General features: G+C 72.9%; 21 protein-coding genes. 16 read left to right on the top strand and 5 right to left on the bottom strand.

The window, feature by feature from the left end; all coding sequences use genetic code 11:
- Positions 1-72: 72 nt before the first annotated feature.
- Both HB370_RS41670 and HB370_RS03495 read left to right on the top strand, forming a co-directional pair.
- A complete protein-coding gene (locus HB370_RS41670) occupies positions 73-483 on the top strand; it encodes a hypothetical protein (protein ID WP_244405395.1) in 411 nt (136 codons plus the stop codon).
- Positions 423-1325, top strand: a complete 903-nt coding sequence (locus HB370_RS03495; protein WP_244405397.1) for an amidohydrolase family protein — start codon at positions 423-425, stop codon at positions 1323-1325. Before HB370_RS41670 ends, HB370_RS03495 begins: the two co-directional genes overlap by 61 nt.
- 31 nt (positions 1326-1356) lie before the next feature.
- Here the strand turns inward: HB370_RS03495 and HB370_RS03500 are convergent, their stop codons facing one another.
- Positions 1357-2238, bottom strand: a complete 882-nt coding sequence (locus HB370_RS03500) for an alpha/beta hydrolase-fold protein (protein ID WP_030776070.1) — start codon at positions 2236-2238, stop codon at positions 1357-1359.
- Positions 2239-2747: 509 nt separating this feature from the next.
- On the opposite strand from HB370_RS03500, the gene HB370_RS03505 reads away from it, so the two are divergent.
- The 14 genes from HB370_RS03505 (at position 2748) to HB370_RS03565 (ending at position 17166) form a co-directional block, all read left to right on the top strand.
- Entirely contained in the window at positions 2748-3581 is an 834-nt protein-coding gene (locus tag HB370_RS03505) for a phytanoyl-CoA dioxygenase family protein (RefSeq protein WP_342450954.1), read from the top strand.
- Between the two features lie 130 nt (positions 3582-3711).
- Positions 3712-6162, top strand: coding sequence for a radical SAM protein (locus HB370_RS03510; protein WP_030776063.1), 2451 nt, complete (start codon positions 3712-3714; stop codon positions 6160-6162).
- A gap of 4 nt (positions 6163-6166) precedes the next feature.
- Entirely contained in the window at positions 6167-6292 is a 126-nt protein-coding gene (locus HB370_RS42430; protein WP_267925859.1) for a hypothetical protein, read from the top strand.
- A gap of 129 nt (positions 6293-6421) precedes the next feature.
- Complete coding sequence (locus HB370_RS03515; protein WP_030776060.1) at positions 6422-7975, top strand: radical SAM protein; 1554 nt, start codon at positions 6422-6424, stop codon at positions 7973-7975.
- Complete coding sequence (locus HB370_RS03520; protein WP_030776058.1) at positions 7968-8801, top strand: hypothetical protein; 834 nt, start codon at positions 7968-7970, stop codon at positions 8799-8801. The genes HB370_RS03515 and HB370_RS03520 overlap by 8 nt, the downstream gene beginning before the upstream one ends.
- Positions 8791-9660: a hypothetical protein gene (locus tag HB370_RS03525; RefSeq protein WP_030776056.1), complete on the top strand. Its 870-nt coding sequence runs from the start codon at positions 8791-8793 to the stop codon at positions 9658-9660. Before HB370_RS03520 ends, HB370_RS03525 begins: the two co-directional genes overlap by 11 nt.
- Entirely contained in the window at positions 9653-10588 is a 936-nt protein-coding gene (locus HB370_RS03530; protein WP_037700199.1) for an ABC transporter ATP-binding protein, read from the top strand. The genes HB370_RS03525 and HB370_RS03530 overlap by 8 nt, the downstream gene beginning before the upstream one ends.
- Positions 10585-11340: an ABC transporter permease gene (locus HB370_RS03535; RefSeq protein ID WP_030776051.1), complete on the top strand. Its 756-nt coding sequence runs from the start codon at positions 10585-10587 to the stop codon at positions 11338-11340. Before HB370_RS03530 ends, HB370_RS03535 begins: the two co-directional genes overlap by 4 nt.
- Before the next feature lie 6 nt (positions 11341-11346).
- Positions 11347-13272: a prolyl oligopeptidase family serine peptidase gene (locus HB370_RS03540; protein ID WP_167512937.1), complete on the top strand. Its 1926-nt coding sequence runs from the start codon at positions 11347-11349 to the stop codon at positions 13270-13272.
- Positions 13269-13934 (top strand): DUF6445 family protein, encoded by a 666-nt coding sequence (locus HB370_RS03545; RefSeq protein ID WP_030776045.1) that lies wholly within the window; start codon positions 13269-13271, stop codon positions 13932-13934. The genes HB370_RS03540 and HB370_RS03545 overlap by 4 nt, the downstream gene beginning before the upstream one ends.
- Positions 13935-14275: 341 nt before the next feature.
- Entirely contained in the window at positions 14276-15331 is a 1056-nt protein-coding gene (locus HB370_RS03550; RefSeq protein ID WP_030776042.1) for a peptidoglycan-binding protein, read from the top strand.
- Positions 15332-15600: 269 nt separating this feature from the next.
- Positions 15601-15951, top strand: coding sequence for a hypothetical protein (locus HB370_RS03555; protein ID WP_030776041.1), 351 nt, complete (start codon positions 15601-15603; stop codon positions 15949-15951).
- Positions 15952-16060: 109 nt separating this feature from the next.
- Positions 16061-16648, top strand: a complete 588-nt coding sequence (locus HB370_RS03560) for a L,D-transpeptidase (protein WP_030776038.1) — start codon at positions 16061-16063, stop codon at positions 16646-16648.
- Positions 16649-16800: 152 nt separating this feature from the next.
- Entirely contained in the window at positions 16801-17166 is a 366-nt protein-coding gene (locus tag HB370_RS03565) for a DUF1330 domain-containing protein (protein WP_030776035.1), read from the top strand.
- A gap of 29 nt (positions 17167-17195) precedes the next feature.
- On the opposite strand, the gene HB370_RS03570 is transcribed toward HB370_RS03565, so the two are convergent.
- From HB370_RS03570 to HB370_RS03585, 4 genes are all read right to left on the bottom strand, one after another.
- On the bottom strand, positions 17196-17795 hold the full coding sequence (locus tag HB370_RS03570) for a DinB family protein (protein ID WP_030776033.1): 600 nt from the start codon (positions 17793-17795) through the stop codon (positions 17196-17198).
- A 268-nt stretch (positions 17796-18063) separates the two neighbouring features.
- Positions 18064-18627 carry a TetR/AcrR family transcriptional regulator gene (locus HB370_RS03575; protein ID WP_030776030.1) on the bottom strand — a complete coding sequence of 188 codons (564 nt, stop codon included), beginning with the start codon at positions 18625-18627 and terminating at the stop codon, positions 18064-18066.
- A 67-nt stretch (positions 18628-18694) separates the two neighbouring features.
- The gene (locus tag HB370_RS03580) at positions 18695-20086 is read right to left on the bottom strand and encodes an Asp-tRNA(Asn)/Glu-tRNA(Gln) amidotransferase GatCAB subunit A (protein WP_030776029.1); all 1392 of its coding nucleotides are present in this window, start codon (positions 20084-20086) and stop codon (positions 18695-18697) included.
- Entirely contained in the window at positions 20073-20282 is a 210-nt protein-coding gene (locus tag HB370_RS03585; protein WP_030776025.1) for a hypothetical protein, read from the bottom strand. The genes HB370_RS03580 and HB370_RS03585 overlap by 14 nt, the downstream gene beginning before the upstream one ends.
- Positions 20283-20330: the final 48 nt, after the last annotated feature.

Genomic DNA, 20330 nt, shown 5'->3' on the forward strand with positions numbered 1-20330 from the left:
GGCGAGGACCGTCCACCGCGCGACGGGGAGCACCACGTCGCGCGACTCGGCCTACACGCCAAGAGGAGAGCGATGCCTCAGGAATCCGAAACGACCGTGAACGCCGAGGCTCGCGGCCCCGCGATCCACGACCTCGTGATCAGGCGCACCCATGTCTTCGACGGCCACCAGGCGCTCGCCGGCCTGTACGACGTCGCCGTCGACGGCCAAGAGATCGCGTCCGTCTCGGCCGGGCCGCTCAGGGGCAGACGGGAGGTGGACGCGGCCGAAGGGTGGGTGATGCCCGGCCTGATCGACACGCATATTCACCTCTACGACGTGCACGCGGTCTCCGGTCCGGACTCCCTGCGGGCCTTCGAGGAGCACGGACTCCTGGGAAGCCGAGGCTGTTCCTCGACCACGGGATCACCACCGTCAAGTCGGTGGGCGATCCGACGGACGGCGTCCTGGACACGCGGTCCAGAATCGCCGCGGGCGCGCTGAGAGGCCCTCGACTGCCGGCGACCGGCTGCGGCATCACCGGACGCGACGGGCATCCCGCCGTCACGGTCTTCGGCGACAACCCGTGGGCGCGCGAGCGGTTCACGGGAGAGGTCGACAGCGTGCGGCAGATCCGCGACCTCGTGCACCACCTCGCCGACCGTGAGGTGGACGCGATCAAACTCCTGTCGGAAGGCGCGTGCGCGCACTCCGGCGGACCGGGGTACCTCTGGTGGAATCCCGCCTTCCCGGACGGTGTCGAGCTGGTACGGCTCCCCCTCGACCTCCTGCGCGCGGGGATCGAGGCCGGTCACGAGCGGCGCCTTCGGGTGACCGTGCACACCACCGAGCAGGCCGCGGCGCGCGAGGCGATCGAGGCGGGGGCGGACGGCCTGGAGCACGGTGTCACCGTCGAGCCCCTCACCGATCACTCGCTCATCGACCTGATGCTCGACCACGGCATCACCTACACGCCCACGCTCTGGATCGACGACGCCCACCCGGACGCCCGTGGCAACCTCAAGAAGGTCGCCGAGGCCGGCGTGCACATCGCGCTGGGCAGCGACACCTTCAGCGGCCGGGGCCTGTTCGGGGCCAACACGCTGGAAGAGGCCGAACTCATGGTGGCGGCCGGGATGACGCCCGCGCAGGTGCTGGCCGCGGGCACCAGCGGCGCCTCGCGGCAGTGCGTCCGCCCCGACCTCGGCGCGGTGGCCCCCGGCAGGCGCGCCGACCTGCTCGTACTGAACTCCGATCCCACCGCGGACATCGGCAGCGTCCGTGACCTCGGCATGGTGATCCTGAATGGCGAACTCACCGTCGACAGGCGCGACCTCGACCTTTGAGCCCGGGCCTCGAACGGCGTCTCGTACTTGATCACCCGGTGTCAGAACCCCTCAGGCCGCCGGGGCCGTCCTCGTTCGGCCGCCACAGCCAGCGCAGAGCGTCCGGGAGCAGGACGCCTCCGTGGTTGGGGCTGTGTCCGCCGTCCCCCAAGACGAGACGGAAGTCGTAGCCCGCTTCGGCGAGGGAGGCTGCCACACGCAGGTTTTCGGCCAGCCAGTTCCGCAGTGGCTCGTTCCAGCGCAGGTCGCGGTGGCCGCCTTGCAGGAAGACGCGCAGCGGCTTGCGGGGGGTGCGGGAGACGAGGTCCGGGTAGGGATTGCCGCCCGGCATCTGCGCGAAGCTGGACAGGTATCCGATGACGCGACGGAACTTGTCCGGGCGCAGCCACGCGGCGGTGAAGGCGCAATTGCCGCCGCTGCTCCCACCGCAGATGCCCCACCTTTCGGGCGACCGGGCGAGGGCATAGCGCTCCGCGACCCGAGGGATGATCTCGGTGAGGAGGAAGGTGACGTACCGGTCGTCGAAGGCGTCGTACTCGTTGTTGCGGTTCTTCGGGTTCTCCGCGCCGGGGAAGACACCGGGGTCGACGAACACGCCGATGGTCACGGGGATGTCGCCGCGATGAACGAGGTTGTCCAGGACGATCGCGCCGCGCACCTCCCCCGCGGGGTCCAGGTACCACCATCCGTCCTGGAACACCATCAAGGACGCCGGTTCCGCCGGGTCGTACCGTGCGGGCACGTGCACCCAGAACTTCCGAACGGTGCCCGGGTAGACCTCGCTGTCCCCCCACTCGAACGCGACCGTCTCGCCGGCGGGCACGCCCGGCTGCGGAGCGGAATCGGGTCCGTGGACGTAGCGCACGTCCGACTGGTCGATCGGAAGTGGCTGGTAGGGCATCTCGATCGTCACGAGGAGCAACCGTAGGGCGATCACCGCACCTGCCCGCAAGGGAATTTCGTCGTCACTCGTACGGGTTATGTTCGGCCTATGGGAGGCGTGCATGGGTGTCGATCCACGGCGCACAGCGCGGTGTCCGTTCCCGGCGACGGGCCGGTCCGGCTTTCCCCCGGCGACCTGTCGAAAGGAGCAATGTCGAGATCACTCGCTTCTCTCCACCCGCGTGGGAAATCCCCATGTTTGAGAAGCCTGGTGTCCGCTTTGCGGAGTTCTGGAGATCCGTACGGGCAGCACACGTTGATGGACGTCGCGAAGTGGGCGCTGCTAGCATCCCACCGCACCGATGAATCAGCGTTCCACCGATGATTCACTTCCACCGATGACTCGGTTCCGTCGATGAGCGATTCATCGATGATCGGCGAGGATTGACCACCCTCCCCATCACTCCCTCATTCGACGCCATTCCTTTCAGGGCTCAGTCAGACGAAGTACGGGGGGCTCCGTTGGCTCATGTCTCTCTCGTGTCCTCCTTTCTCCGGCACGGGTACGTCCGTGTGAGAAATGCGCTCGACCTCAGCCCCGGATCGCGACTCCAGGTATTCTTCGAGACCACGCTCCGCCGGGAGGGACTCACCGTGGACGGGCGGCTCACGGTGCCGCCCGGCGTCACCTCGCTGCCTCCGACCCGCGTCGCCGACCTCGCCGACGTGGCGCCCACACTCTGGGCGGCCGTGTGCACCCTGCTCGGCGGAGCCGGCCGGATCAAGCGGCCGGCCCGGCTCGGCAACGCCCTGATCTGCAACTTCCGTACCACCGGACTGGCCGACAGCTGGCACGTGGACGGTGACTTCTTCGTGCACCATCCGGACAGCCCCGAACAGGCGCTCCTGCTGTTCGTGCTGTGGAGCGACGTGGAGGAGGGCGAGGGCGCCACGCTCGCGGCCCCCTCGGCCACCGCCGGCATCCTCCGGCACCTGGCCCGCCATCCGGCCGGGCTGACCAGCGCGCACATTCCCGCCCGGGATTTCGTCGGGGACCCGGCGCGGCACCTCTCCCTGACCGGAAAAGCCGGTGACGCCTGGATCCTGCACCCGCTGACCGCTCATCAGTCGGCACCCAATCCCCGAGGGCGCCCCCGGTTCATCTCCAATCCGGTCGTGGCACTCGAAGCGCCGTTGCATCTCGCCGACGGACCGGAACCGAAAAGCCCGCTCGAAGAATTGACCCGCCGTCTCCTCGGGCAGCCCTGGAGCCCACACGCGGACGCGGTGCGGCACACCTTCGTCCCCGGACGCATCGGCCGCTGGGACGGCGAGGGAACCTACACCGACCGCTCCTCCGTGCCTTCGCCGTGAAGTCACGAAGTCTCGCAGTCACGAAGTCGTGAAAGCCGTGACGTCGTAGAAACCGTGACGGCGTAAAAACCCTGACGTTTCAGAAACCGTGAAGGCCGGACCATTTCCCGGAACGGGACGAGGTGAGCCCATGCACCCACGCAATCCCGCACCCCCGTCCGATACTCCCCCCACCCCCGACACCCCCGCTACAGCCGATGCTCCGGACACCGCCCCCTCCTCACCCCGCGTCCTGCTGATCAACCCGCCGCTGTGGAACCCGTACGCCCCTCATCTCGCCGTACCCCTCCTGCTGGCCGTGCTGCGCCGCCACGGGGTGGCCGCCCGCGCGCTCGACCTGTCCGCCGAGACGATGCGCCACCTGCTCAGCCGGGACGGGGCCGGTGACTACGCGGCCCACCGGTCGGAGACGCTGACCGGCCGGTCCCTCGACCAGTTCGAGGCGGCACGGTCCGCGGTGGACCGCGCGGCGGCGTTCCTGCGCTCGCCGGCCTCCGTGGAGGACATCGACGGCCACCGGGCCGCCACCGCCGTGTGCCATGCCGTCCTCGACGGCATGGCCGCCCTCACCCCGGGCTCCCGGCTGAGCTTCGACCGGTTCGACCTGCGCCACCGCCCCGTCTCCAGCGCGCAGGTGATGCGCGCGGTCACCGACCCCGTGCACAACCCGTACCTGCACGTCTTCGAGCGCGTCCTGGTGCCCCGGCTGCGCGCGCTGCCGGACCTCGAAGTGGTCGGGCTGTCGGTGTCCGCCGACTCCCAGCTCATCGCCGCGCTGACGGCCGCACGGCTGGTCCGGCGCGAGCGGCCCGGCGCGCACATCACCCTCGGCGGCAACTTCGTCACCCGGATCGCCGACCGGCTGCGGCCGGGGCACCCGTTCTTCACCCTGGTGGACTCCCTCGTGTGCTACGAGGGCGAGGAGTCGGTCGTGGCCCTCGTGGACCGGCTGCTCTCGGGCCGGAGCCCGCACGGTGTGCCCGGCATCGTCGTACCCGACGGCGACACCCTGCACCGCTGCCCGCCCGTGACCGCCTCGCTCGGCGAACTGCCGGTGCCCGACTTCACCGACCACCCGCTCACCGACGGCTACCTCGCGCCCGGACCCGTCCTGCCCGTCATCGCCTCCCGCAGCTGCGCCTGGAAGTGCGCGTTCTGCGCGATCCCCTTCGCCTCGGACGCGTTCCGGATGCGCGCCCCGGAGGCGGTCGTCGCGGAGCTGGACGAGCTGCACCGGCGCCACGGCATCCGGCACTTCCAGTTCGTGGACGAGATCCTGACCGTCCGCAGCATGCGCGGCCTGGCCCGCGGGCTGGCCGGCCGCGACTACCGCTGGTACGGCGAGACCCGCTTCTCCCCCACCATCGACCGCCGTCTGACCAACGCGCTGTACGCCGCCGGGTGCCGCCGGCTCGACCTGGGCCTGGAGTCGTACAACCAGGACGTCCTCGACCGGATGCGCAAGGACATCAAGGCGTCCTGGATCGCGCCCAATCTGGACGCGCTGCTCGCGTCCGGCATCAGCGTCCACCTCTTCGGGATCGCCGGGTTCCCCGGCGAGGCGCGCTGGCAGACGGCCCGCACCGTGGAGTTCGCGGCCGCGAGCCTCGCCCGGTCGCGGGAGCGGTACGGCGTGCCGGACAGCACCTTCGGCATCGGCCCGTTCGTCCTGGACGCGCTGTCCCCGGTGGCCGCCGCCCCGGAGGAGTACCAGGTGCGCCTGGAGCCCCCGGACCCGGGCGAGGACCTCCAGATGGCGCTGCGTTACGACTACGTCGGCCCCGTTCCGCAGCCGGGCGGCGCGGAGGACCGGGACATCGCCGCCCGGGCGGACCGCATCCTCAGCGGCTCCCCCGACTCAGCGGACCGCCCCGCCGAGGAGGTCGTCTTCCTGCGGGCGGACTCCCGCCGAGGCAGCCACCGGACCGCCCCGCCCCGAGTGCCCTGCCCGGGGCCCCGCTGGGACCACATGGCGCTGCGACCGGCGGGTGGCTGGGTGGTCCGGCTGCGCGACGGCGACCGGACCCTCCTCTACGAACCCCGGGACGGAGCCCTCCTCAGCCTGCCGAGCAGACTGCTGGACGCGCTGCCCGGGCGCGCCGTGGACGTGTGCCGGGACCAGGCCGAACGCACGCTGCTGCGGGCCGCGCTGCACCACCGGTGCCTGGAAGCCGCCGGCCCGGACGCCCGGACTCTGACCTCGGCCGCCCAGCTGACCGGCGACCTGCGCTTGCGTCTCGCGCCGGGCACCCGCCTCGTCCACGAGGGCACCGACACCTTCCTGACCTCCTGGATCACCGGGCAGCGCCTGCGCCTGTCCGCCTCCGGGGCCGCCGCCGCCCGGCTCATCGCCGACGCGAGCGAAGGCACCGGCGCGGACAAGGGCGCCGACACCGCCGAAGACGTCGGCCGCGACCGCCACGGCGGTGGCGGCGGCCTCGAGTGGGCCGAGCTGGCCGCGCGTTGCGCCCCGGAATCCTTACCGCGGCTGCGCGCCTTCGTGTGGCGGCTGCTGATCGCCCGGTTCCTGTCCGTGGAGTCCCCGGACAGGTCAGCGCACCGAGTAGCCGGAAGGAGGTGAACCCATGGCAGAGGAGCAGACGGACACCGCCGCGGCGGAGGTCGAGTTCGAGGACGACGGTTTCTTCGAGCCCACGATCGAGGAGGCCATCATGGCCTCCGGCCTGCACAAGCAGTTCGTCGTGGACTGATCCGCCCGCACGGGCCGGGTCCGGTGCACCGGGGCCAAGCCGGTGCACCGGACCCGCACCACCCCTCATCATCGCGCACCACCCGCACGACGTCACTCGCACCGCCGGACGGCACGGAGGGACCCCCGGATGACGCCAAGCCCCGCACCCCTGTCGCTGACGCCGGTCCTCCGCGCCGCGCCCGCGGCCACCGTCGCCGTGGTCTCGCTGCCCTTCTTCACCCCCTTCGCGACCTGCTACCCGGCCGTGCTCATCACCCGGCGGCTGCGGCGGCTCGGCTGCCGGGCCCGGTTCCTGCCGGCGCACATGGAGTTCTACGCCTTCGCGCGCGGCCGGGGCCTGCCGGAGAGCGCGTACAAGCTGTTCACCAACCGGCACTTCGCCTCCGACGTCGCCCTGCTGCCCCTGTGGTCGCCGCCGGCCCCCGCCCACCGGGCCGAACGCGCCGAGCTGGCCCGGACCGAGATCCTCGCCGGCGCCGAGGACGAGACGCGGCTGCGGGAGCTGTTCGACGCGTATCTGGACCGGCTGGCCGAACGCCTCGTGGGCACCGAGGTGCTGTGCCTGACCAGCACCCACTTCCAGTTGCTGCCCAGCCTGCTGCTGGCCCGCCGCGCGGCCCGCGCCGCCCGGACCAGGGGTGTGCCCCGGCCGCGGGTGGTCCTCGGGGGGTACTTCGGCTCCTCGCAGGTGGCCCGGGACGTCCTCGCCCGGCACGAGGAGGTGGACGTGGTGGTGTACGGGGAGGCCGAGGACGTCCTCGGCGACGCCGTGCACCACGCCCTTCAGGGGCGGCGCCGGCTCGTGGCCGGCCGGGCGCACACCTTCAAGGAGGGGTACGCCGAGCAGTCCGCCCTCGTCGCGGCCGGGACGCGCCGGCCCTGGCTGCGCGACCGGCTGGTGGTGAGCCTGGAGCTGTCCCGCGGCTGTTACTGGGACCGGTGCGACTTCTGCAACTTCAACGACGCCTACGACGCCCGGTTCAAGATGCACGACCCGGCCCGGGTACTGGCCGAGATGGCCCACCTGGCCCGGACGTACGGGCAGCGCCGCTTCCAGTTCCTCGACACCGCGCTGCCCCCGCGCCTGACCCAGGCGCTGGACGCCTCCGGGGAGCGGCACGACTACCGCGTCTTCTGCGAGATACGGCCCGACTTCGGCCGGGAACGGCTGCGGCAGCTGGCCCGGCTCGGCCGGGTGACCGTACAACTCGGCATCGAGACCCTGCTGGAGGACCATCTGGCGCTGATGGACAAGCGGCAGAGCGTCGAGGAGGGCGTCCGGATGCTCCGCGCGGCCCGCTCGCTGGGCATGCGCAGCGTGTGGGGTGTGATGATCGGCCATCCCAAGGAGACGCCGGACCACCGTCGGCGCCTGCTGGCGGAGATCCGCGCGCACCGCCGGGCGGGCCTCCCCGCGCCCAAGTACCTGACCGAGTGCGAGCTGCGCCCCGGCAGCGGGCTGTGGGACGAACGGGGCGCGCTCGGGCTGAGCGTGGAGTTTCCGTGGCGGATGTTCGACAGCCTCCTCAGCCCTCGGGAACACGCCTGCTCCCTGATCCCGAGCCGGGTGCGGGGCATGCCCTTCGAGGAGCCCGGCTACCGGGCCGACCGGCGGGCCATCAGCGAGGAACTCACCGCCTGGCAGCGCGAGCAGGGTAGGGAGGCCGGTCTCGATGCCTGACCGCACGCACCCGGCCGTCCGGGCCCGCTTCCTCGGCACGACCGTGGACTTCCACTGCGCGCACCCTCGCGACGCCGACCACCTGCGCTACTACCTCGACGACCACCTCGTACCGGAACAGACGCACGCCGACGCGGAGTTGAGCGTGCGGCTGGAGGCGGACGGGGACGGCTGCCTCACCGCGGCCCTCGGCACGGCGACACCCAAGCGCGTCTGGTGGCGCACGCCGGACGGGCCCTGGCTGCTGTACGAGGAGTGGGGCGTCCAGGCCCGGTTGCCCTCGCCGGTGCCGCCCTTCGGCCTGCCGCCGCTGCGCGACCGGGTGCGCCTGCGGCACGGTGCCGCCCTGGCCGCCCCGGACGACGAGGGCCGGGCGCTGGCGGTCACCGGGGCCAGCGGCACCGGGAAGTCGGTCGTCGTCGCCCATCTGCTGCGCCTCGGCTGGCGGTTCGTCTCCGACGACCTGCTGGTGCTGGACCGCCGTACCAGGGGACGGCTGTACTACTACGGCCGGCCCGTCGGCGTCCGGGCGCGCAGCCTGCCGCTGCTGCCGTGGCTCGACGCCTCGCTGCTGGCCGGCGCGCCGTGCGTGCCCACCCGTTGGGGCAGCACCTGGATGGTGCGCCCGCAGCGGCTCGGCCGCTGCGCCCCGTCCGACCGGCCGTACCGGCTGTCCTGGCGCCTGGATCTGGCCCGCGGCGACCGCTTCACCGCGCGCGCCGACGGGCCCGTCATGCGCGTCGCCTGGGATCCGCACCGGCACCTGGCGCCCCTGCTGGAGACGTGCGAACAGCTGACCGTCGGAGGGAGCCGCCGTGCCGGGTGACCCGGGCGCCGAGCGCGTCCTCGACTTCTTCGGCACCGTGGTCCGGGTGCGGTGCACGCCGGCGGACGCCGTGGACCTGGACTTCTTCTTCGGTCCGCACCGGGCCCGGGACGGGGCGCGGCCCCGGTACCGGGTGGACCTGTCCGCCGGCGAGGGCGGGTTCCTGCGCTCGCTGCTGGCCAAGGACGACGTACCGAAGTCCTTCCGGCTGTGCGCGGAGCCCGGCGGCGACCTCATCGAGGAGCGCCGCTTCACCCGCTGGTCCTCGGTGCCGTCGCCGCTGCCGCCGTTCCGGGCCCTGCGCGACACGGTCGCCGCGGCGCAGGCCACGGTGCTGGTGCGCGCGGGCCGCTGCGTGGCCTTCTTCGGCGCACCGCACAGCGGCAAGACCAGCCTCGGCCTGGTGCTCCTCGCGCGCGGCTGGGCCCTGGCCTCGGACCAGTTGCTGGTGGTCGAGCGCGCCACCGGCGCGGCCCGGCCGTATCTCACGCCGACCGGGGTGCGCGGCCGTACGCTGGCCGCGATGCGCGAGGGCGCCCTGGCCGGGCTGGAACAGCGCCGCTCCTTCTGCACGGTGAGCGGTGAGGTGGTGCTCGCCCGGCCGGAGGGCCTGGGCGCGGTCGTGCCCGTCGGGCGACGGCTGCGGCCGGTGCGCCTGGTCGCCGTACGGCGCACCGGCACGCCCGCCCCGCCGGTGCTGGAGCCGGGCGGGCCGGTGCCGCGGGTGTGGCCGGCCGGGGCCTGGTCGTGGCTGGAGGGCACGCTCGCGACCGACCGAGCACGAAGCCTGCTGACGCTGCCCGCCGAGGGCGGCGAGGAGGCGGGCGCGGACCTTGTGGAGGAGTACTTCGGTGCCTAGCCTGACCGTCGATCACGTCACCAAGCGTTACCGCACGGGGACGGAGGCCCTCATCGACGTCTCCTTCGCCGTGGAGCCCGGCACCCTGCTGGCCGTGGTGGGCCACAACGCCGCGGGGAAGTCGACGCTGCTGAACATCGTCTCGGGGCTGATCCGCCCCACCTCCGGCACGGTCACCACCGGCGTCGGGCGCGGCCGGATCATGTGGGCGCCCCAGCGGACCATGGTCGACTGGTCGTTGACGGTGCGTCAGAACATCGAGCTGGTGGCACGGCTGACGGGCACGCCGGTCGCCGCCGTGGACCGGGTGCTGGAACTGCTGGACCTGGACAAGGTCCGCTCCCGGCAGGCCGAGTACATCTCGGGCGGGCAGTTGCAGCGCGTGCAGATCGGACGGGCGCTGGTGGCCGACGCGGCCGTCTACGTGCTGGACGAGCCGACGGCCGGTCTCGATCCGGCGGCCGGTGAGCTGGTGATGGAGCATCTGCGCGGCCGCGCCGCCGCGGGCAGCACGGTGCTGGTCTCCTCGCACGACCTGGACGCCGTCGAGCGGACCGCCTCCGACCTGGTCCTGCTGGACGAGGGCAGGCTGCGCGCCCATCTGCCCGTCGCGGAGTTCGTCCGCCGGGCCGGGGCCACGATGGAGGTGAACGTCGTGTTCGCCGAGCCGATGCCGGACACCATGCCGCAACGGCTCGCCCGCGCGCTGCCGGCGGAGTGGTCCCTGACGACGGCGGCGGACCGCGCGGGGCTGTCGGTGCGGGTGCCGCTGGCCACGGGGCTGCGCCCGGTCCTCGCCTGGCTGCCCTCCGAGCTGCGGGTGCAGGACCTCAGCGCCGAGAAGCAGTCCCTGCGCGACGTCTATCTCGCCCGCTACGCCGAACGCACGCCCGACCCCGAGACCGAGACTGTGACGGTGCAGCAGTGAAGACCTCCCTGACGCTGGCCCGCTTCCACCTGCTCAGCGTGTGGAACTGGCGGACCAGCCACCTCAGCCGGGTCATCGAGGCCCCCGCCTACTTCCTGTTCATGGTCACCGGACTGGACACCCTGGTCGCCGGTACCCGGGTCGACGGCATGGCCTACGACGACTTCGCCTACGCGGGCGTCCTCGTGGTGATCGCCGTACGCGCCCTGTTCTGGTGCATGGGCGACGTCGCCAACGACCGCAAGTGGGGCGTGTACGCGGTCGCCCGGACCACGGACGTGTCCTTCCCGCAGTACGTCGGCTCGATCCTGGCGGCGAACACCGTGGTCGCGACCGTGCAGATCGCGGCCATCTGCGTCCTCAAGCAGTTGCTGGGGCGCGGCAGTCCGGTCCAGGACCTGAGAATGGCGGGGCTGGCGGTGCTGGTGTGTCTGCTGACCGTGCTGACCGGGTGCGCGCTGGGATTCGGGATCAACAGCTACAGCAAGCGCGACCTGATGACGTCCCTGTTCAGCCTTCCGCTGGTCATGACGGCCCCGCTGTTCTACTCCCTGGACGGGCTGCCGCTGTTCATGCGGGCCCTGGCCGCGGTGAACCCGTTCACGTACTGCGTACTGCTGGTCCGCTCCCCCGCCTCGGACAGCTTCCCCACCCAGGCGATCACGGGCTGCCTGGCCGCCGCGCTGCTGGTCCTGGGCGGCCTGTACCTGGCCGCCGGACGGCACGAACTCGCCTCCAACGAGCAGGGCTGACGCGGGATGTGCGCGTACGGGGAGCGTCGTCCGTCCGGTGTGCCGGAGCCGGTGGCGGTGCACGGGCTGCTGGCCGTCGGGGCGGCCGGCTACTGGTGGCAGGACGCGGAGAGCGGGGCACGGCTGCTGCGCGGGGACGCTTCCGGGGTGAGCGAGGTCGCCTTGCCCGAGGGGCCCGACGGCCTCACGGTCCTCTCCGTCCACCCGGCCGACACCGGACCCGCCGCCGTGCTGTACGGCCACCCCGGCGGCGACTACGGCCATCTCACCGAGGCCGGCGCGCCGGACCGCGTGCTCGCCCGCCGTCCCGCCCTGGTCCGGCTGCCCCGCGTGCCGTCGGCGACCGGCGGGCCGGCCGGGCCGGGCTTCGTCTACACCGGTTTCCCGCCGGACGCCCGCCTGGAGGATCCCCCGGTGGACGGGATCAGGGTCGCGGTGCACCGCACCGGTGAACCCTTCGCGCACGACCGGGCGGTGCCGCTCGGCGACGTCCCGGACGCCCTGGTCACCCTGGAGCCGACGGCCGACCCGGACGCCGTACTCGTGAAGTCGACGGCACGCGGTGTGACGGCCCACCGGTTGCTGCGCCTCGCCCCCGGATCCGGCCGCCCCACCGTCACCGAACTGCCGGCGGCGTCCTCCCCGCGCACCCGTCTGGTCCTCGGGGCGCACCGCTGGTGGCGCGGTGAGGCGCTGGGCACGCCGCGCGCCGTCCTGTACGCCCTTCCGCCCGGCGAGACGCATCCGTCCGCCGGGGAACCGGTCGCCTTCCCGGACGCGACGGCCCCGGCCTGGTTCTGGGGCACACGACAGGGGGTGGTCGTCCGTGCCGTGGTCGCGGGCGGGACCGAGGCCCTGTACCGGATCGACGGCGACAGCCCCGAACCGCGCCTTCTCGCCCAGGGCGCGCCCGGGGACTCGTTCCCGGAGGTCACCGCCGCACCCGACGCCGGCTGCGCCCTGTGGCTGAGGGTCGGCCGCCGGTCCGACGGCGGCACCGCCGGCCACGTCGAACAGCTCCTGGACGGTACGCCGGCCCCGCGCACCCTCCGCACGCTTCCCTGGCCCGCGTCCGCGCCCGGCACCACCCGGTTCTGCGCGGCGGGCGACGGCCACCGGCTCCCGGTGCGGCTGTCCGGCACCGCGGGCCCCGTCCTGCTGCTGGAGCACGGCGGGCTCACCGCCCTCGCCAACGCCCCGCTGGAACGCGCGCTGGAGGACCTCGTCCGCGCGGGACGGCTCACCCTGGCCCGGGCGGTGACCCGGTCGCTGGTCCCCGCCCATCGGGTGCCGTCCGGCGAGCGCGGGTACAACGACCTGCTGCACGCCGCCCGGTACCTGCGCGAGCACACCGGGCCCGGCCGGCCCCTGTTCGTCCTCGGGCACAGCATGGGCGCGGTCGGCGCCGCACGCGCGGTCCTGCTGGAGCCCGGCCTCTTCGACGGCTGGATCCTGCGCTTCCCGGTCACCGACCTGGTCGGCTTCCCCGCGCTCGGCATCGGCCGGTACTGGACGGCCCTGCTCGGCGACCCGTCCCGCCCCGAGCAGCGCGCCGCCCTCGCCGCGCTGTCGCCGCTCCACCTGCCGCTGCCCGCCGGTCCGCTGCCGCCGGTGCTGATCCAGACCGGCACCCACGACACCCGGGCCGACGCCCGGCACGGCCGGCGCCTCGCCGAACGGCTGCGCGGCCGGGCCGCGGTGACCCTCAGCGGCTATCCGGTCGGCCATGTGGAGCGGTTCTGCCAGGCCGCCTCGCGCCGGGCCGTGGCCGAGGTGACGGCGTTCGTCCTGGACCGCGCCGCCTTTGGCCACGACCGCGCCGTTCCCGCGCGCGACAGCGCCTGTGTCCACGACGGCACCTCCGCGCGCGAGGGCGCCTCGGGCGCGCACGATCCCGCCGCCGCCCGTGACCCCGAAGGAGCCTCGCCATGACCGTCACCGGCATCGACCACGCCTCCCTCATCGTCGTCGACGACGTCTACGCGGACTTCGAGCGTGCCCGGGCCGCCGCGCTGTCCCGCGCGTTCACCCCGCGCACGGACAGCGCCTTCGCCTACCGCACCGCGCCGGCGCCCCGCTGGATGGAGGAGGAGGCCATCGGCCGGATCTGCGAGGTGCTGGGTCCCGGCAGCCGGGCGGAACTGATCGCCAACCATCTGCACATGTCGACGGCGATGGACTGGAAGGTCAACCTGCACCGCGGCGCCCGCATCCACATCGACGAGGCCCGCTGGGCGGGCGTGCTCTACCTGAACACGGCGGAGCAGTGCCGTGGCGGCACCTCCCTCTACGCCCACCGCCGCACCGGAGTGCGTCACTTCTCCGAACTGCGCGGCCGTCCGGACGCCCAGGAGATCCTCGCCGACGGCGGTGACATCACCCGGTGGCAGGAGCTGCTCTCCCTGGCGATGGTGCCGAACCGGCTCGTGCTGTTCGACCCCGGCCAGTTCCACCAGGCCCAGGAGTACTTCGGCGACAGCAAGGCCACCGCCCGGCTGATCCACAACTTCTTCTTCCGGCACGTCCCGGCACACTTCGACCCCGGCCGGGAGAAGACCGCGACGGACCGGGCCCCGGCAGACGGCTCTCCCTGATCGCGTCCTCCCTGTGAGTGACCGACGCACGTCAGGCCGGCGCCGCACCGCGCACTCGTCCGGATGAACGCACGCGTGGTCACACCGGTTCTCCGCTCACTCCTCCGACGGGCGGGGGCCCGCTGCCACGCCCGGCCGCGCGGTGCCCATGGCCACGAGGAGCCGCCGACGGCTGCCCGGCGGGCTCGCCGGAAGCCGGCTTCCGTGTCGCTACGATCTGCGCCGCTGTTGCCGATGCGTCCATGCATGCCGAGGCATGCCCGGCCGGCCTGCCGTATGCCGTCCATGCACCGGCGTGGACGCCCGGCCGACCCACCTGACGACCACTGGGGGACACGGACATGCGTGAGCAAGAGGACCGGGCGCCGGGAGCGCGGTTGGCGCTGTTGCTGCGCCGCTGGTGGGAGGAGGCCGGGAGCGCACCCGGCGGTGCCCGGCCGACACAGCAGGCGCTGGCCTCGAGACTGGGCATCGACCAGACCACGCTGTCGCGCTACCTCAATCCGAAGCACCCCTTGAACGCTCCTCCGCGGGTGGTGGAGGCCCTGCACGCCCAGTTGCGGGCCCCGGCGGCGGAGCTGGAACCGGCCAGGGCGCTGTGCCGGGCCGCGCTGGAGGAGAGCGGCCGCCAACGGCCGGCCGGCGGCAGGACCGCGACCGGCCACGTGGAACAGCCCGGTGCCAGCCCTGGAGCCGACGATTCCATCGGCACCGTCCCCACCGGTGCCGGTGACGCGGTACGGGCGGGCGGGAACGGCGTGTGGGGCCGGTCCCGCTCCCGCCGGCTGCTCCCGGTGCTGCCGACGTCGGCGGTCGTGCTGTCCTTCGTCGCCGGGATCGCCGTACACGCACTGGTCGCCCCGGTCCGCGGCGTCCCGGCCGACGGCGTTCCCGGTGCGTTCCGCGTGAGCGAGTCGCCGTACGAGTGGCCGCTGCTGCGGATGAAGAAGGAGGACCAGTACACCCGTGCCCGCGCGTTGCAGCACCTGCTCAACGCGCACGGCTACAAGGTGAGGACGGACGGTTTCTTCGGTGCGGAGACCCGGGATGCCGTCATGGACTTCCAGAGGAAGCACCATCTGGTGTCCGACGGCAAGGCGGGCCGGGACACCTGGCCGGAGCTGGTGAAGACGGTCGGGCCCGGCTCCTCGGGGCACATGGTCCTGGCGGTGCAGGAACTCCTGGACAACGTGGGCCAGGGCGGCACGGTGGTGTCGGGGCAGTACACCGCGGTGACCGCCGACGACATGAGGTTCTTCCAGCGCACCCACCACCTGCCCGTCACCGGCAGGGCGGACCCGGACACCTGGCTGGCCCTGCTGGTGCGGCAGCGTCCTCCGGCCGGCGCCCCGGCGTATCAGAGGTCCACGGGCATGCCGCCGTCCCCGTCCGCGTGAGAGACGGTGGCACGGGGCCGTCCGCATGTCATGCCGGCTCGCCTTCCCGCAGGCATAACAGCAGGTCATCGACGCCCTGTTCGCCGACGCCCGGACGCGGCATGGATGTGCCTGGGCAAGCGGCCGGCATGGGCTTCCGCTGTCCGGGTCCTCCGGCCATGCTGCTGCCGCGACCGGCGCTCCGGCCGCCCCGCCCCCGTCGGCGGTGGCGCGCCCCGAGACGTGTTCCGGTCCGGCTTCCACGACCTCATCCACCTGGAGGAGCAGCCATGTCCGCTGTCCGCAAGACCCTCACGTCCGCCCTGTCGGCCGCCGTTCTGGCCGGCGGCCTGGCCGTGGCCGCCGCCGGCCCGGCGAGCGCGGCCACGTGCCCCTCGTCGGCCGCGCCGGTGATCGACGGGGCGCGGGCCGCCTGGTCCCTGCGCTGCTCGGGCAACAAGGTGACGGTGTCCGGCTGGGTGGAGGACACCCGCGCCGACACGAAGTGCGCCGTGGTCCGCATCAACGCCGGCAACGGCGGCTACAAGACGAAGTCCGCCTGTGGCTCCGGGGTCCGGGAACAGTTCTCGTACACCTTCGGCGGGACGAAGTCCGCGCAGGTCCGGCTGGCCGTCGCCTGACCCGGCAACCGGGGGGCGGGCCGCGGCGCCCGCCCCCCCCCCGGCACCCTCTGTCGCACCCGCGTGCGCACGGCCAAAAGAGGCCGTGCGGAAAGAAGAAGGTACACACATGAGCAGCAACGTACGGCGCGTACGCGGCATCACGGCCGCCGTGGCGGTGGCGGCCGCCCTGACCGCGGTGCCGGCCCTCGCCCCGGCCGCCACCGCCCACGCACCCGCGGGAACCGTGACCGTGGCGGCGGGGCCGGCGACCACCCTGGTGTTCGACAAGAACCCGGACTCGCCCGCCCACTCGAAGCTCTCCGTCTACGAGGGAGACAAGCTCCAGGCCACCTACCGCGCCGGCTCGGGCACCGGCGTCAAGGACGACTGCGTCCGCGCCGAGGGCTGGATGCCGAACGGGAACTGGAGGATCAAGCTCAAGGACCCCTTCTACGACGGCCGTCTCATCAAGGGGTACGCCGTCCATCTGCAGGACATGAAGTGTTCCCGGGGGACCCTGACGCGCACGGAGATGTTCATCCACTCCGAGATGAACCGTGACGGCGGCCAGGGGAACACCGAGAGCCGACGGTGGGACGGCGACACGGACTACAAGTCCAACGGCTGCGTCAAACTGCGTCCGGCGGACATCAAGAAGATGTTCCGCCTGCTCAACCGCATCGGATGGCCGACCCACCTGCGCGTGGTCTCCTGACACCGGCTCACCTCCGGCCAGGCCGGCCGCACCGGGACGGCACGGCGCGGTGTTCCTTACCTCCCTGGTAATCGCCGCGCCGTGCGGCTCGCGGCTACGTTCGGAGCGTCGTCCCGCACGGGGACGCGAACGATCCGGCAAAGGAACCCGTCGTGCCCGCTTACGGCTTCGCGCATCTCCGCAACCGTCGTCATCACCCCGACGTCCTGGAGTACTTGGAGCGCATCCAAGGCACCCTCGACCCCTTCCACGGACGCTTCGTCATCCACGGTCCGCCGGCCGAGGTGGTGGAGGGCACCTGGCCCGGCAGCATGGTGCTGATCGAGTTCCCGGACCTGCCCACGGCCCGTGCCTGGTACGTCTCCCCCGCGTACCAGGAGATCCTTCGGCTGCGGACCGACCACATCGAGGGGGACGTGCTGCTGATCGAGGGCGTGGGACCGCGTTACGACCCGCGCGAGCGGTCGGCGAAACTGCGGGCGGAGGCCGGGAGCGCGGATGAGGACGCCGAGGCCTGATCCGCCGGGCCGGTGGCAGCGGGGCGCGGTCAGTTCCCGCCGGCGTCCCGGGCCACGCGCTCCAGCCGGCGGTGGTGGTTCTCCCACCAGGCCCGGTCCGCCGCCGGCAGGCTGTCCTTGTCCGGCGTGTACCCCGCGGATCCGTCGATGAGTTCGCGCACGATGTCGGCGTGGCCGGCATGGCGCTGGGTGTCGCAGATCACGCGCACCAGGACGTGGTGGAGGGTCACCTCGCGCCGCTCCTCGGGCCACCACGGGACGTGACCGGTCGCGTCGAGTGCCAGCGTCTCGATCGTGCCGTCCGAGTGCTCCCACGCCTGGCGGTACAGCCCCACGATCTCTTCCCGTGACTCCTCCGCGGTGGCCCACATGTCCGCGTTGGGTTCCGCGTCCTGTGTGTACCACCAGGGCGGCGGCTCCTTGTCGAAGAACGGGCGTCCGAAGGTGTCGCCGAAGTACGCCAGTTCCACGCCGGCGACATGTTTGACCAGCCCCAGCAGGTTGGTTCCGGTCGGGGTCAGCGGACGGCGGACGTCGTACTCCGAGAGCCCGTCGAGCTTCCACAGCAGCGCGTCCCGCGCCTCTTGCAGGTATCGGAGAAAGTCCGCTTTCGGGTTCGCTTCGATCATGCCGGACAGTCTTCCATCCACCACTGACAACCGGACCTGCCACTGGCGACCGGGCCCGCGAGGTCCTTGAGCGGCTGCTCGCACGGCAACCGTTCCAGGGAACGGCATCCCTTCACGGAACCGGTGGGTTCGCCGGGCGAGCGGGAGGGCACCGGCCGGCGGGCGTAGTCCTCGCCCAGGTCCTCGGCGGTGAGGAGAAGGGCCTGGAGCCATGGCTGCACCCCTCCCCTTCGCCGGGGGACCACGATACGGGCCGCGCGGCCCTTGGTCACCGGCGGTTCGGGGCGAGCACTCCCGCCACGAGTCGCCGCGCGTAGGAGGCGTCGAGTCCGTCCGGGCGGAAGAGGATGCGGTACATCAGGGGGGCCACGACGTGGTCGATGACCGTCTCGGTCTCGGGGGTGTGCTCGCCGCGTTCGGCGGCCCGGGTGAGGATGACGTCGATCTGCGCGGCGGCGTAGTCGGAGCACCGGCCTGCGTTGCCGCCGTCCGGGTCGCCGAGCAGCGCGTCACGGATGTAGGCGCGGCCGGCGGGGGCGGCCATGTCGTCGAGGAACTGCTCGGCCCAGGCGGTCAGGTCGGACGACAGGGTGCCGTGGTCCTCGGGCTCGGTGTCGGGCCGCAGCCGCTCCACCGCGACGTCCGACAACAGTTCCTGCAGGTCCCCCCAGCGGCGGTAGATCGTCGAAGGCGTCACGCCCGCGCGCTGGGCGACCAGCGGAACCGTCAGGGCGTCCCGGCCCAGCTCCGCCGCGAGTTCGCGTACGGCGGCGTGCACGGACGCCTGGATCCGGGCGCTGCGCCCGCCGGGACGCACCATCTGCCTGCTCATGGAAACCAGCTTAAAGCTCATCCATTGCTTCTAGCCGGGCGGCCTGTCTCCGTTCGGCATCGGGGTGTCAGGCCGCCGGTGCGAGTGTGGGCGCGGGCCGGGTCTGCTGGTAGGCGTGGCCGGCCCGCAGGAGCACGCTCTCTCCGAGCGGTCGCCCGAGCAGTTGCATGCCGATCGGCAGGCCCGCCGCGTCGTGGGCGACCGGCACGGTCAGGGAGGGCACTCCGGTGATGTTGGCGGGGGACGACAGGCGTACGTAGGCGTCGGAGACGCTCTCGACGGTGCCGTCGGCCCAGGTGATCGTCTCCTGGCCGGCTTTGACCGCGGTCGCCGGGACGGTGGGGGCGGCGATCAGGTCGACCTCCCGCAGCATGTGCGCCCACTCCCGCCGCATGAGGGTGCGGGAGCGCTGGGCGCGCAGATAGTCCCCCGCGGGCATCAGTTCGCCGGCCTCGAGGAGTACGCGGACGTCGGCCTGGTACAGCTCGGGGACCGTGCGCAGGGTGCTCTCGTGGTAGGCGGTGGCCTCGGGCACCATCAGGCCCCACTGGGTGGCCTGGATGTAGCGGGTCATGGGGATCTCGACGTCCACGAGGCGTGCGCCGAGGGCCGCGAGCCGGTCGATCGCGTGCCGGACGGCGGCTTCCACCTCCACGTCCACGTGCTCGAAGTAGTAGTTGCGGGGCACGCCGACGCGCAGCCCCGTGAGGTCCGTGCCGGCGCCCGGCCGGTAGTCCGTTGCGGGGGCGGTCAGGGAGGCGGGGTCGCGGGGGTCATGGCCGGCGAGGGCGGCGAGGACCAGGGCGGCGTCCTCGACGGTGCGGGTGATCGGGCCGACGTGGTCGAGCGACCAGGACAGCGAGGTGACGCCGTGGCGGGGGACGAGGCCGTAGGTCGGCTTCAGACCGACCACTCCGTTCAGCGCGGCGGGTACCCGGATCGACCCTCCGGTGTCGGTGCCGAGGCCGAAGGTGGCGGTGCCCGCGGCGACGGCCACGGCGGATCCTCCGCTGGAGCCGCCCGCGACCCGGCCGGTGTCCCAGGCGTTGCCGGTCTGCGGGGTGGTCAGGCCGTAGGCGAACTCGTGGGTGTGGGTCTTGCCGACCAGGAGCGCGCCGGCCGCCGACAGCCGGGCGGCGACCGTGCTGTCGGCCCGCGCGCTGTGACCGGCCCTGACCCGGGAACTGGCCGTGGTCGGCATGCCCGCGACGTCGATCAGGTCCTTCAGGGCCATCGGAATGCCGTGCAGCGGACCGCGGTGACGGCCGGCCGCGATCTCGCTCTCGGCTTCGCGCGCGGCCCGGCGGGTGTGTTCGGCGGCGACGGCGACGTAGGCATGGAGGTGCGGCTCCACCCGCTCGACGCGCTGGAGGACGGAGTCCGCCAGCTCGACGGGGGACAGCTGCCGGGTCCGGATGGCTTCGGCCGCGTCGCTCAGCGGAAGTTCATACGGCTGCATCGTGCGTCTCCTGTTCCGCGCGGTAGGCGAGGGCGGGCGGGGTGTCCCCGAAGTCCAGCTCCCGCAGGACCGCGACGACGGAGTGGATGTGGTCGGCGGTGGCCGCGACCACGGCGTGCCGGTCGGCGGGCAGCGGGAGCCCGGCGCGGGCGGCCCAGCGGGCCGCCTCCGCTGGGGTGAGTTCGGCGGAGGACATGGGCGTTCTCCCTGGGAGCGCGGTCTGGGGTGGTCCGGGCTGGTCCGA

The sequence above is a fragment of the Streptomyces sp. DSM 40868 genome, assembly GCF_011820545.1.
Taxonomy (GTDB): Bacteria; Actinomycetota; Actinomycetes; order Streptomycetales; family Streptomycetaceae; genus Streptomyces; species Streptomyces eurythermus.